Raw genomic sequence first — 13,648 nt, 5'->3', positions numbered from 1 at the left:
AACAAACTTTAACGAAAACACAAATACTAATGAGATTAAGTAACCGCAATAAAGCGCCGGGTTATAACTTTATTAATACGCTATTAATAATGATGTTAATGGGCGGAATTGTAGCCTTCTTTTTAGAAGAATATAGATTTGAAATTTTAGGGTCAGAAAGCTATTTATTAATCATTATCCCATTGATGATGCTATGTGCTTTCTACCTTACAGGAAGACAGATCTTTGAATATGATAGCGATGGAGAAGCTCTCAATTTCAAAAACCGGAATATCCTTCCATTTTTGAGTAAACCGTTGAGTGATGAGTTTCCAAAGTATAAATTAATAAAATATGAAATAGTAAATCTACTTTTTATAAAAAGACTATATGTCACCATTTCAAGTAAGAATACAGGTTCAACAATGTTGAAGTATGAAATTTCTTATTTAACGACAAAAGAAGTAAACGATTTAAAATTTTCTTTAAATAAAGTAGTAAAAGCTAATAACGAGAAAAAACGTTAAAACAAATAATGACAGAAGAAAATTCGCATGAAGGTGAGAGCTTAAAGAAAGTTTCCGGACTTTATAAAGACTGGTTTCTGGACTATGCTTCTTACGTGATTTTAGATAGAGCAATTCCATCAGTTTATGATGGATTAAAGCCGGTTCAAAGAAGGATTATGCATTCCATGCGGGAGCTGGAAGACGGACGTTATAATAAGGTAGCTAATATTGTAGGGAATACCATGAAATATCACCCACATGGTGATGCATCAATTACAGATGCAATGGTACAGATCGGGCAGAAAGAACTTCTGATAGATACCCAGGGAAACTGGGGTAACGTTTTTACTGGAGATTCTGCAGCTGCTGCCAGATATATTGAAGCAAGATTAACCCCTTTTGCTCTTGAAGTTGTTTTCAATCCTAAAACCACAGAATGGTCTAAATCATATGATGGCAGAAATAATGAACCCATTGATTTGCCGGTAAAATTTCCTTTGCTTTTGACACAAGGGGTAGAAGGTATCGGGGTAGGACTGTCGACCAAAATACTTCCACATAACTTTAATGAACTGATCAATGCTTCTGTTGCTCATCTTAAAGGTAAAAAGTTCGAGTTGTTTCCAGATTTCCTGACTGCAGGATATTTGGATGTTTCGGAATATAATGATGGACATAGAGGTGGAAAAGTAAGAACAAGAGCCAGAATAATACAGACAGATAAACATACGTTAGTTATTTCTGAACTTCCTTTTTCTAAAACGACAAGTGACCTGATAGATTCTATCTTAAAAGCCAATGAAAAAGGAAAGATCAAGATCAAAAAAATTGAAGATAATACTTCAGATACAGTAGAAATTCTGATCCATTTGCATAATGATGTATCGCCAGATAAAACAATTGATGCTTTATATGCTTTTACAGACTGTCAGGTTACAATTTCTCCCAATGCATGTGTAATTGTAGGAGATAAACCAATGTTCCTGAATGTTTCCGAAATTTTAAGAATGAATACGGAACATACGGTTTCGTTATTAAAAAAGGAACTGGAGATCGAGCTTCATGAATTGCAGGAAAGCTGGCATTTTTCTTCACTGGAAAGGATCTTTATTGAAAATAGGATCTATCACGATATTGAAGAAGTAGAAACCTGGGAAGATGTTATAAAAACGATTGATATAGGTTTAAAACCTCATACAAAACATCTTTTAAGGGCGGTAACTGAAGAAGATATTTTAAAATTAACCGAGATCAGGATCAAGAGAATTTCAAGATTTGATTTAGATAAATTTAAAGAAAACATTGCAGCTCTTGAGGGTAAGATAGAGTTGGTAAAGCATAATTTAGCCAATCTTATTGCTTATGCAATTGAATATTATTTAAATATTCAGAAAAAATACGGTAAAGACAGACAGAGAAGAACAGAACTTAGGATTTTTGATACTATTGATGCGACTAAAGTGGCTGTGGCTAATGAAAAATTCTATGTCAACCGTGAAGAAGGGTTTATTGGAACATCATTAAGAAAGGATGAATATTTGTTCGACTGTTCGGATATTGATGATATCATTACCTTCAGAAAAGACGGAAGCATGAAGATCGTTAAAGTAGAGGCTAAAACATTTATAGGGAAAGACCTTCTACACGTTGCGATCTGGAAGAAAAATGATAAAAGGACGGTTTATAATATGATCTATCGTGAAGGTAAAGAAGGACCATATTATATGAAACGTTTCTCTGTAACAGGAGTAACGAGAAATACTGATTATCCATTAGCTTCAGATAAAAAAGGTTCAGAGATGCTTTACTTTTCTGCAAATCCAAATGGAGAGGCAGAAACAGTTACAGTCCTTTTGAAACCGAATCCAAGAATCAGAAAAAATAAAATGGATATCGATTTCTCTGAATTAGCGATTAAAGGACGTGATTCTAAAGGAAATCTGGTAACCAAATATTCAGTTAAAAAGGTAGATCTTAAGGAAGAGGGTATTTCTACGCTGGCTCCAAGAAGGATCTGGTTTGATGACACGGTAAGAAGATTAAATGCTGATGGAAGAGGAACTTTATTAGGAAGCTTTAAAGGGGATGATAAAATCTTAACGATCAATTCTAATGGTGAAGCGAAATTAGTAAGTTTTGACCTTGGAAACCGCTTTGATGATGAGTATCTGATTTTAGAGAAGTGGCGACCACAACAACCTGTAACCTGTATTTATTACGATGGTGAAAAGGATATGTATTTCATTAAGAGATTTTTATTGGAAAATAATACCAATCCACAGAATTTCATGCCATCGGAACATAGCAAGTCATTTGTTGAAAATGTGATTGTGGCAAATGGATCTACGGCGGAAATTGTTTTTGCTAAGGAAAAAGGAAAAGAACGTGATCCTGAAACAGTGAATATCGACGAATTTATAATGGTGAAGGGAATAAAAGCGATAGGAAATCAATTCACCAAGTTTAAGGTAAAAGCGATCAATGTTGTCTTACCTGAAATCGAAGAGGAAGAGCCTGAAGTATATGAAGAACCGGAACCTACAGAAGGGATTGATGAAGATGGAGGTATCATCGGAGACCTGTTTGAGAGTGATGATAGTGAAAATTAAACATTAAAAATTATTATGAGTATAGTTGTCTTAATCATTATAGCTGTTACATGTATCATAAGCTACATGGGACTTAATAATGTGAGTTTATTTGAAAAATATAAATTTAATGTTGCTGCAATCGCAAACCGAAAGGAATACATTAGATTAGTAAGCTCTGCTTTTTTACATGCAGATTTTATGCACTTGTTTTTCAATATGTTATCTCTATACTTTTTTCAGGGGGCAGTAATTAGCTTCTTTGGGGAAATAGGCTTTTTAGTCATTTATTTTGGCTCGATGCTTCTTGGTAATTTATTTAGTCTTTTAATTTATAAGAATCAACCCTGGTATTCTGCTATTGGAGCTTCGGGTGCGGTTTCAGGAATTATTTTTGCAGCTATTGCAATGGCTCCGAATGAAATTAGTGTGAACTTTTTACCAGGTTGGCTTTTTGGAACATTATATTTCGGTTATTCTGTTTATATGATGTTAAATCCAAAGCAATGGGATAATTTAGGACATTCAGCTCATCTGGGAGGTGCATTTTTTGGTTTAGTATATGCTATTTTACTACATCCGGACTTGGCAATGAGCAATATACTTTATCTTGGAATAATGTCGCTTCCATTGGCCTATTTAAGCTATGAAATTTTTATAAGGAAAAGAATAGGATAAAAAAGTTATCTTTATATAAAATATCAAAACCAATGAACACAATTGAGTTAAATCGTTTTATCGTTATACTTATATATGGTTCATTGGTTTTGCTTTCTCTATTAAAACTAACCAATCCACTTAAAGTTAACACTAAAGCCAACCGTTGGTTTGGGATATTTCTTTTTTTGTGGTCAACTTTTTGGCTGGATGAAATTTGCTCATTAGTTAAAGGATCTGAGGTAGAATTTCATTCAATTCTCATTGTTCAGTTTATCCAGTTTCTGACACCCATTATGTTTTATTTCAGTGTCTTATTTTTTTCTAATCCCTCCTTTAAATTTAAGATTTCGGATGTAAAATATGCCATCCTCCCCATTATCTTCCTTGCTAATTTATTGTTACAGCGGTTTGGAAATTTTGAGGACCAAAGATTGTTTGGATATGTATTTATAGGGCTGATCTTATTTCAGGCACTGTTCTATACAGGTCTTTCCTATGTTACCATCAGAAAACATCAAAAACGGATTCAGCAGTTTTCCTCAAATACAGAAGGGATTAATCTCAATTGGCTGGAGTATATCATTCTCATTATTTTTATCATCAATATTATATATGTTATTTATAACCTTTCCTACAATTCAACATCGCTGAATGCTTTCATTAATATAGCGTTCTTACTGGTTGTTTATTTTGTAGCCTTTTATTCTTTAAAACAAAAGGAAATTTATCCGGTTGAAGAGAAACAGCGTGAAGAGCTGATATCAATTAATACTGAAGATGAAAACGAAGAGGTAAAACGGAAGTTAATTTCTGATGATGAATTATTAAGAATCAAAACAGAGCTTGAAAAGATAATGGAAAAAGAAAAGCTTTATCTCGATAGTGAACTTAATCTAATTAAACTGTCCGAGCAGCTTTCTGTTTCTACGCATCATTTATCTTATGTGATCAATACGGGATTTCAAAAGAACTTTTTCCAGTTTGTCAATGAATACAGAATTGACCACGCTAAAAAGCTTTTAAAAAATAACAGCGCAAACAAGCTTTCCATTTTGGGAATTGCGTACGAGTCAGGATTCAATTCCAAGACATCTTTTAACACTACTTTCAAAAAATTCACAGATAAGACTCCTTCAGAGTTCAAAAAATAAGTTCAGGTTTATAAATTTTAACTTCCATTGTTTTTAATTGATTGATTTTTAATTGTTTATATATTTGTTCAAAATGTGTTCATGCATATAATCTGGAACAGAAAAAGTGCTTGATGAAGATACATTTGTACCATAATTTTTTGTTATGGATACCAAAGAATCATTCGCTGTAGTAACAGGAGCAAGCCAGGGATTAGGTAAAGCCTTCGTCGAACATCTTGCTAGGAAGAAGATTAATGTCATTCTTATTAGCCTACCCAATCAGAACGTAAAGGAGCTTAGTGAAAGAATTGCTGACAGCTATGAAGTAAAAACACATTACTATGAGATTGATCTTTCTTCGAATGAAAATGTATTGAATCTTACAGAAGAGCTAAACAGATCTTTTAATATTCATATTCTGATCAATAACGCAGGATTAGGAGGAACACAAAAATTTGTGGATGCTACACCCGATTACATCAATACCATTCTACAGGTTAATGTTATGGCTACATCGATGATGACCCATCAACTGTTACCTAATTTATTGAAACAGCCTAAGGCTTATATTTTAAATGTTTCCAGTATGGCCGCATTCTCACCTATTGGTTTTAAAACGGTGTATCCTGCTTCCAAAACATTTATTCATTCATTTTCAAGAGGTTTGCATGAGGAGCTGAAAGACACCAACGTTTTTGTAAGTGTTGTAAACCCGGGAGCGATGAAAACAAATATAGATGTTTGCAAGAGAATTGAAAAACAGGGTTTTTTAGGGAAATTAACTTTATTAGATCCCAATAAAGTAGCTGCACGTTGCGTTAATCAATTATTCAAAAGGGATTCTGTGATCATGGTAAATCCAATAAGCTGGCTTGTTATGAAAATTTTGCCTATCTGGATCAAATTACCGTTGATGACAAATGCAATTAAAAAAGAAATAGAAGCATGAAAAAAGTTTTTGTGACCGGAATTACAGGACTTCTAGGAACTAATGTTGTTATAAAATTATTAAAAGATGGTTATTTTGTTATTGCTTTGGTGCGCAAGAAAAGCAGCTATTTGGGTGAAAAGAACGAGAACCTGAAGCTTGTTGAAGGGGATTTATTTTCTGATATTTCTTCATTTCTTCCGGAAATAGACAGCTTTATCCATATTGCCGCAGAAACCCGTCAGAATCTTATTCATTACAAAGATTATAAGAGGGTGAATTATGATGGAGTAGTAAATTTGTTTACACAGGCACAAGCTTGTGGTGTAAAAAGATTTGTCTTTATTAGTTCAGCTAATACTCTGGGGTATGGAAGCGAGAAAACCCCTGGAGATGAAAAGAACCCTCAACGTTATCCTTTTACAAAATCGATGTATGCTCAAAGCAAGCTGGAGGCAGAGGATTATTTGTTGCAACATACTGAAAGTACAAATGTCATTATTCTTAATCCTACTTTTATGATAGGGGCATATGATCATAAGCCCAGTTCTGGAAAAATCATCTTTTGGGCCTGGAAGAAGAAAGTAATTTTTTACCCTAAAGGCGGAAAAAATTTTGTTCATGCAAAAGATGTAGCCTATGGAGTTGTAAAAGCTATGGAACGAGGAAAAAGCGGTGAAAAATACCTTTTAGCCAATGAAAACCTAAAATATAAAGATTTTTTTAAAAAAGTAAACCATATTACCAATCAGAAAACAGTTATGATCCCAATTCCTGATACAATTCTGAGTATTCTAGGCTATATAGGAGATGGATTGAGAAAAATGAATATAAAAACGAACCTCTGTACTTCCAATATGAAAGCTCTGCAGGTTCATAATTACTATTCCAATCAGAAATCAATAGAAGAATTGAGGATTCAGTATCAGCTTGTAGGCAAAGCACTACAAGATGCTATCGAATATTTTAGGCTAATGAAAATAGATTGATTTTTAGGGTTGAGCTAAAGTCAATCTGAATTGATACAATTGCTCTTTAATAAAAATCATCCTAAAGAATCGGCTTTAGGATGATGTGTTTCTTGTTAATTCTTACTCGGTTTTTATTTTTTGAGTTACATTTTTATTCGAAATAACGCAGGATTTACTGCAGTTGTTAGAATTTGAGATGTTGACTTGTATCAATCCAGGCATTGATCTGTAGTCTTCCTGATTATAAGGAATCTCAGTTCCGTCTCTGCCTCCACCTTTAATATCATATCTTATCTGAGCAACTCCGGTAAACCCGTCAGCTGGTTTGAAAGAAAGTTTTCCCGTAGAGGGATAATAGGTCCAGGTGCCTTCATTGTTAGTGTAAACTCCACCCACAATATTTGGAATGACATTACCATTAATGTCCAAAAACCGGAACGAGTTGAAATCAATGTTATCATAAGAAGCCGTGGGAGGATTTTGTTCATTTTTTTTAGAATAAGCGGCGTCATTTAATAATGGCGAGTATATCGATTTTATTTTAGGACATCCTTCAAATAAATCATCTGTTACTTCAGCTGCATAAGGTTTACTTACGCCCAAATTTTTTAATAAATGTATATTTTTAGCAGCACCTGTTGAGGCTGCAAATCCAATTCTGAAAGTAGCAGGAGGAGAAGTATCCAATGTTCTTACCTGATTATTTTGCATGGCATTCTCCGTATATTTTAAAGACGTTGGATAATAATAATTGTCAACGATTTTCTCTTTAACATTACCATGTTGAATTTCTAAGGTAATATTATAACCACCTGAAGGATTAGGGACTAACGTTACATATGCTTTACGGAATCTTACGTCCGTATCACTTTGAGGAATTGAGTTTCCACCACTTTCTATATTGAACTGGCTAAAGTTTGGGTTTTTAATACCTACATGCTTGCCGGTTTGAACATCCAGATAGACTGACCGGTTATTACTTGAAGCAGCCACATTGGTCGCCGCACTGTAGAGTAACGGATACCCATTGTATCCGGCAGGTTCAGAAGATGATAAATATTGATTTCCTCGTTTACCTCTCAAAGTTATATTACTGCGCCATCCGGCTATTGATACATCGGTAAGCCCATTCCTTGTTCTGTCTCCCTGACGCCAGCTGGTTTTAAAATTTCCAAATTCATCCAGACCAATGCCTAAATAAGCTCCTCTAAGCCCTTCTAAATTTCCTCCCCATCTCGAAATTCTCATAACATGAGTATAACCTAATCCACCTCCGTAAGACCCAATATTGAGCTGTTCTTTAGGAATTGATCCATCGATTAAAAATATAGAGATACCATCTCCTCCATTGGAGCCTCCACCATAGATTACATATTCAAATTCAAATTTTATTCCTTGATCACTTTTAAATATTCTGTCGGCCAATATAACTCCACCAGAGATATTATTCACGCTTCTGGTCAGGCGTAAGCCATCGGTAGTAAAAGTTGCATCATTTTGAACACCACTTGTCGTTACTTTATAAGCTTCCTGAGGTTGTAATCCTTGGGTAAAGCTCACGAAATACGGATAACCTGTTCCTTGTTCGTTTTGAGCTCTGATATTTTGAGAAAAAATGAACAATAGAGAAATAAATAAAAGCTTATTGTATACTGAAATTGAGATATTTTTCATCATAACTCAATTATTTTACTACAAAAACAATATTAATAAAAGAGCAATCTGTTGCTGCTGCTCTTACATCATACGTCATGACACCTGTGTCCGAGATGGAGATGTTACTAAATACATTGGAATCGGCATCAGTTACATAATAGTAAAGGTCTTTATTAGACGGGAAAAAGGGAATAGATGCTGGTGCACTAGTACTTTTTGCTTTCGGAGACCCAAATTGATTCTTGTATAATGTATATAAATCCTTTGTTTGAGCATTGGCATTTTTGGAAGTATCAAAGGAAACACTTGGCATGTAAAACATTTTAACAGCATTACCACTGATACATAACCAATCCGGACTTGTAGGGGTACCGATATTCTGGCTTAAACATTTTTTGTCAGTATCATAAATTAGCAGTGAATTGGCCGGACTTGCAATGGCATTTCTTTGAGCAGTCGTGAGTCTGGGAATTAACATTCCTCGATTTTGACTGTAAATATCCAGAGCAGCACTGTTATCAGGATTAGGTGTGTTAATCCCAACCTGGGCTTGGCAAAATAAAGCAATAAATAAAAAAGCGAAGGATAAGAAATGATTTTTCATCATAGTGTAATTTATTTTTTGTTAAGGTTTGTGATCTATGAAATAATTTGTGTTTTATATATCAGTTTCTTTTAATAAAATAGCTTTGAATGGCAGAAAAAATCTATAACAGTTAGTTTTACTGCATAATAAGATTTAATCTACGCCATACAAAAGTTGCTGTAGGATTATAAGAACTTCTAAGAAGAGATTCTGTAAAATTCCGTTAAAAAAGAGTGAAAAAAATGTGAGTTAAAAGCCTTAATATGATGATATCAATATTGTCCGGCTGGTAAATAACTAAAATTCATACTTCTTGTGTTTGTTGCAAATATAGGAATAAATTACTTTAATCCCCTGTCTTTCAGATGTGAATTTTTATTTGGCTTAAATTTTAAATTAAAAATAATTTTATGATTTAAATTATTATTTATATTATCTATTTAATAGATTATTTCTAATATATGGAGTAGTAACGTTCTGAAATACTTTCATTTAGTGAAAAATGAAAATAAAAAATCCATAAAATAATTTTATGGGAATATTTGAATAAATTAATCTTTATTGATCCTCTAAACTAAAGAAAAATTATTTATTTTGAAAAATTTTCTAATGCTTCTTCAAGCACAGCTACAAAATTAATATGTCTTGTTTTGTTACTTTCAAAAATAAAATCTTTAATGCTTTTACTTTCATATTTTTTAAAATCTCCAATAATGGCTAACGGCATTCTGTAATTAGAAAATTTTTGGAGTATATCACCTGCAATTTTTGTTTTAAGATCAAAAAAATCCGGTGTCATATTTTTTTCATAAATGATTAATCTGTCGAACCCCTGATAGTAAATATTTCCTAAGAGATCCAGACTGTCTTGAGCCGATTGTATAATAAGTTCATCAGTAACGATTTCTGCTATTTTTGTGTTATTAATGATATGATTTTTAATTTCCATAGTGACTTAATTGTTTGATATCGACAACTTCATATTATCTAAAAATGCTGTAAAGGAAATGCATTTCCTTGGTTGCTAAAGGCAATGATTAAGAACGAAAGTTACTAATAAATTGTAGTATTAATTAACGAAATATTTGATGGATCTATTAATTCAAACGATAAATATGAAACAGAAAATGTACTATTTATTATTGAAATGTCTGTCACCATTAGTATTTTCAGGATCAATCAGTGATTTATTATAGTATGTTGCTGCTTCAAACTCTGTGATATTCATTGATAAGATGGGAATTTCAGGAAACATCTGATTAAATCGTTTAATGATCTGTTTTGATAGATTAGCTTTCTGCTCAGTACTTCTTCCCGCCATAATATTTCCGAAAATATGAATGAAATTATTCTTTTCATCACCAAGTTTATAATATTTGAAAGGTGTAATTCAAACTTTAATATCATTTTTGGCAAAAAGCCCCGACGCTTCGGCTACTTCGTATACGGCATCCATTATTTCATGGGGAGATTTTATATTTAAAACCTCTTCTGAACAATCTACAATAAAGTGTGGCATAACGTTCGGAATTTTAATTAAAGATACGGAACTAAAAAATTCTGATTGTATTATTTTCTTCCAATAATAAACCGGTCATTCGCAGACAGATCCTTAACCAGTTGAGCTTCTGAAAAAAAGGAATAAAGTTCCAATGTCTCAAGACCAAGCTTTTGATTGATTTCTAAAAATAACATTCCATTTTCATTCAAGTGTTTTTTTGAGTCTTCTGCGATCTTCCGATAGAAGATCAAAGCATCGGAAGTAGGAGAGAAGAGCGCCATTTTAGGCTCAAACTCTTTCACAGAATCTACAATTTCAATTTCCTCTTCCATTCCAATATAAGGTGGATTTGAAATTATAATATCATAATTTTCAGTAAGTTCAAAATTCAGATAATCACCGTGGATAAAATTAATATCAAGTTGATGAAAAGCAGAATTCTTTTTTGCTGTTTCTAAAGCTTTTTCAGAAAAATCAATGGATGAAACGTTAGCTTCAGGAAAATACTTCTTTAAAACTAAAGGAATAACTCCACTTCCTGTTCCAATATCGAGAATTTTTAAATCCTGAGTATTATGTATTAAACGTTGAATTTTATCAATAGCTATTTCCAGTAATTCTTCAGTTTCAGGACGTGGTATTAAAACATTTTCATCTACAAAAAATCTCATTCCGTAAAATTCAGTTTCTCCTAAAATATGCTGATAGGGCTTATTGGTTTTTAATTCTAAAATAATTCCCTGAAGTCTTTTTTCATCATCAACCAATAACTCCTGATGTGAAAACCTTCTTTGCTGAAATGAGTCAAAACCTACAATTTTTTCAACGAAAATAGAATACAGAAATGTGCTTTCCGACTCTGTATACAGATCCTGAAGTTCGGTCTTAAAATATATCTTGAATTCTGATATTGTCATTTATCTTGTAAAAACCAATTTTGTATCAGTTGACTTATCTTCATCTATTCTGTAGCCATCATAATTGAAAGCTTTTACATCATTAAGTGTTTTTGCATTAGTCTCGGCACAGAATCTCACAACCAGACCTCTTGCATGTTTAGTATAGACAACAATGGTTTTTAATTTTCCTTCTTTTAACTCATAGAAATCGAAATCAATTACCTTATGATTCAGTTTCTTTCTGTCAATTACCTTTCCATATTCGTTACTGGCTAGGTGAAGTAAAATTTCATTCTTTTTCATCTCCGAATTTAATTGCTCAGTAATTTTTTCACGCCAAAACTCATAGAGATTTTTATAGTGATCAAATTCAAAATGACGACCCATTTCCAGTCTGTACAGCATTACTTTATCCGAAGGTTTTAGTAAACCATATAATCCGGAAAGCATTCTGTAGTGTTTTTGCAGATAATCTATAGCTTTTTTATCCAAAGTTTTTGCATCAAGACCTCTATAGACCTCACCTGTAAAAGCAAACATTGCAGGAGCAGACTCTTTTGGTTTTGGATTTGATTTCCATTTTTGATTTCTTTCCCAGTTTTCATCCGCCAGTTTAGGAGAGATCTCCATTAATTCGGAAAGGTATTTGGGGGATTTATGCTTTAAAAAAGATTGTATAAATTCTGCATCTTCAATGAACTTGGGAGTAGTAGATCTCAGCAAATCAGTTGAGTTTTCTACATTCATTAATTTGGCAGGTGATGTAATAATTTTCATAATGTTAAAAAGAAGATAAGTGTTTAATATCAATAAAATTCATGATCATCAAAGAGATAAAATCATACATAAAATGACAGATAATAAGGATTTTAATATTCGAATATAATTTGTAAAATATAGCAAAAACTACTCCAATAAAAAATGGAATTACGACTTGGCCTATCGTTCCATACGTGCTATGGAGAATGCCAAATAAAACAGCTGACGCCAAGACTCCTAAAATCGGGCTATGGTATATTTTCTCTACTCTAGGTTGAATGTAGCCTCTCATTAGCAATTCTTCTACAACACCTGCTGTTAGGCAAATGGAAATGATGAGAAAATAATTACCCTTAAACAAAGATTGCAATTGAATAAGCTTATTACTGATTTGTTCCCGATGTAAAGTCATAATGACAGCATTAATAAATGCTCCTCCGACCGCACAGATAAAATAAAGACAGACAACAGTTCCAATATAAAAGAATAAAGAATATCTTTTCTCTCTCCAAAGAAAGAAGGGCTCTTTTTCTATTACGGCATTATAACAAAAAATTAATGACATAATCATCCAAAGAACAATCCTACTGTAGAAAAAAACATGGGTATTAATGCTTTTAGAATCTGTGATCACATTTATCAAAGGGATTGAATAAAGCATTGCCAATGCAAGAAGCGTAAAAGCAAGGATTATTCCTAAAGAATATTTTCCATTAAGACTCATTTTAGTAAGCAATATCACCAATTAGATCATTCCTTTTCCTTGTCTTATCACTTCAGGCTCTCCGGAAGTAAGGTCAACGATCGTAGATGCTACATTATCACCATAACCGGAATCGATAACAATGTCTACTAAATGGTCGTATTTTTCAGCAATTAATTCAGGATCTGTAGAGTATTCAATTACTTCATCTTCATCTCTGATAGAGGTGGAAGCAATTGGGTGGCCTAACTTTTCAACAATAAGTTGTGGAATAGGATGGTCAGGAACACGAATACCGATGGTTTTATGTCCCTTATAGGCTAGAGGTACACTTTTATTGGCATCTAAAATAAATGTAAAAGGTCCCGGGAGATGACTTTTTAAAAATCTGAAAACAGAAGTGTCAATAGGTCTTGTAAAATCAGAAAGATGACTCAGATCATTACAAATGATCGAAAATTGTGCTTTATCAAGCTTCATTTTCTTTAATTGAGCCAGTTTTTCCATGGCTTTGATATCAAAAATATTACAGCCTAATGCATAAATAGTATCTGAAGGATAAATAATTAATCCACCGTTATTTAAGGTTTTAATGACCTCATTAATAAGATTTTCCTGAGGATTATCAGGATAAATTTTTAATATTTTTGCCATAAAACAAAGATACAAATAAATGAATAGTTTTCATAAAACTCCTTTATTTAAAAGAAAAATTAGGAATTTAAAAAAATAGTCGTACATTTGCAATCCAATATCGCGGGATGGAGCAGTAGGTA

15 protein-coding genes are annotated in these 13,648 nt (G+C 32.9%); 6 read left to right on the top strand and 9 right to left on the bottom strand.

What is annotated here, in order from left to right; translation table 11 throughout:
• Positions 1 to 29: 29 nt before the first annotated feature.
• From J7E44_RS15725 to J7E44_RS15700, 6 genes are all read left to right on the top strand, one after another.
• A complete protein-coding gene (locus tag J7E44_RS15725; RefSeq protein WP_214831346.1) occupies positions 30 to 506 on the top strand; it encodes a hypothetical protein in 477 nt (158 codons plus the stop codon).
• An 8-nt stretch (positions 507 to 514) separates the two neighbouring features.
• Positions 515 to 3,097 carry a DNA gyrase/topoisomerase IV subunit A gene (locus J7E44_RS15720; protein ID WP_214831345.1) on the top strand — a complete coding sequence of 861 codons (2,583 nt, stop codon included), beginning with the start codon at positions 515 to 517 and terminating at the stop codon, positions 3,095 to 3,097.
• Positions 3,098 to 3,112: 15 nt separating this feature from the next.
• A complete protein-coding gene (locus tag J7E44_RS15715) occupies positions 3,113 to 3,754 on the top strand; it encodes a rhomboid family intramembrane serine protease (protein ID WP_214831343.1) in 642 nt (213 codons plus the stop codon).
• A 32-nt stretch (positions 3,755 to 3,786) separates the two neighbouring features.
• A complete protein-coding gene (locus tag J7E44_RS15710; RefSeq protein ID WP_214831341.1) occupies positions 3,787 to 4,887 on the top strand; it encodes a helix-turn-helix domain-containing protein in 1,101 nt (366 codons plus the stop codon).
• Positions 4,888 to 5,032: 145 nt separating this feature from the next.
• Positions 5,033 to 5,818: an SDR family NAD(P)-dependent oxidoreductase gene (locus J7E44_RS15705; protein ID WP_214831340.1), complete on the top strand. Its 786-nt coding sequence runs from the start codon at positions 5,033 to 5,035 to the stop codon at positions 5,816 to 5,818.
• The gene (locus tag J7E44_RS15700) at positions 5,815 to 6,786 is read left to right on the top strand and encodes an NAD-dependent epimerase/dehydratase family protein (RefSeq protein WP_214831336.1); all 972 of its coding nucleotides are present in this window, start codon (positions 5,815 to 5,817) and stop codon (positions 6,784 to 6,786) included. Before J7E44_RS15705 ends, J7E44_RS15700 begins: the two co-directional genes overlap by 4 nt.
• A 102-nt stretch (positions 6,787 to 6,888) precedes the next feature.
• Here the strand turns inward: J7E44_RS15700 and J7E44_RS15695 are convergent, their stop codons facing one another.
• From J7E44_RS15695 to J7E44_RS15660, 9 genes are all read right to left on the bottom strand, one after another.
• On the bottom strand, positions 6,889 to 8,445 hold the full coding sequence (locus J7E44_RS15695; protein ID WP_251040606.1) for a lectin-like domain-containing protein: 1,557 nt from the start codon (positions 8,443 to 8,445) through the stop codon (positions 6,889 to 6,891).
• A gap of 7 nt (positions 8,446 to 8,452) precedes the next feature.
• Positions 8,453 to 9,031: a phage tail-like protein gene (locus tag J7E44_RS15690; protein WP_214831335.1), complete on the bottom strand. Its 579-nt coding sequence runs from the start codon at positions 9,029 to 9,031 to the stop codon at positions 8,453 to 8,455.
• Between the two features lie 568 nt (positions 9,032 to 9,599).
• Entirely contained in the window at positions 9,600 to 9,959 is a 360-nt protein-coding gene (locus J7E44_RS15685) for a DUF4180 domain-containing protein (protein WP_214831334.1), read from the bottom strand.
• Between the two features lie 183 nt (positions 9,960 to 10,142).
• Positions 10,143 to 10,331 carry a hypothetical protein gene (locus J7E44_RS24285; RefSeq protein WP_353050501.1) on the bottom strand — a complete coding sequence of 63 codons (189 nt, stop codon included), beginning with the start codon at positions 10,329 to 10,331 and terminating at the stop codon, positions 10,143 to 10,145.
• A gap of 69 nt (positions 10,332 to 10,400) precedes the next feature.
• Positions 10,401 to 10,529: a tautomerase family protein gene (locus J7E44_RS24280; protein WP_353050500.1), complete on the bottom strand. Its 129-nt coding sequence runs from the start codon at positions 10,527 to 10,529 to the stop codon at positions 10,401 to 10,403.
• A gap of 50 nt (positions 10,530 to 10,579) precedes the next feature.
• Positions 10,580 to 11,428, bottom strand: coding sequence for a peptide chain release factor N(5)-glutamine methyltransferase (prmC, locus tag J7E44_RS15675; protein WP_214831333.1), 849 nt, complete (start codon positions 11,426 to 11,428; stop codon positions 10,580 to 10,582).
• Positions 11,429 to 12,187, bottom strand: a complete 759-nt coding sequence (gene yaaA, locus J7E44_RS15670) for a peroxide stress protein YaaA (RefSeq protein ID WP_214831332.1) — start codon at positions 12,185 to 12,187, stop codon at positions 11,429 to 11,431.
• Positions 12,188 to 12,191: 4 nt separating this feature from the next.
• Positions 12,192 to 12,893, bottom strand: a complete 702-nt coding sequence (locus J7E44_RS15665; protein WP_214831331.1) for a CPBP family intramembrane glutamic endopeptidase — start codon at positions 12,891 to 12,893, stop codon at positions 12,192 to 12,194.
• A 21-nt stretch (positions 12,894 to 12,914) separates the two neighbouring features.
• Entirely contained in the window at positions 12,915 to 13,526 is a 612-nt protein-coding gene (locus J7E44_RS15660) for an L-threonylcarbamoyladenylate synthase (RefSeq protein ID WP_214831330.1), read from the bottom strand.
• Positions 13,527 to 13,648: the final 122 nt, after the last annotated feature.

This window comes from Chryseobacterium sp. ISL-6 (genome assembly GCF_018613715.1).
In the GTDB taxonomy this organism is placed as follows: Bacteria; Bacteroidota; Bacteroidia; order Flavobacteriales; family Weeksellaceae; genus Chryseobacterium; species Chryseobacterium paludis.
This window is presented reverse-complemented; position numbering and strand designations above follow the sequence as displayed.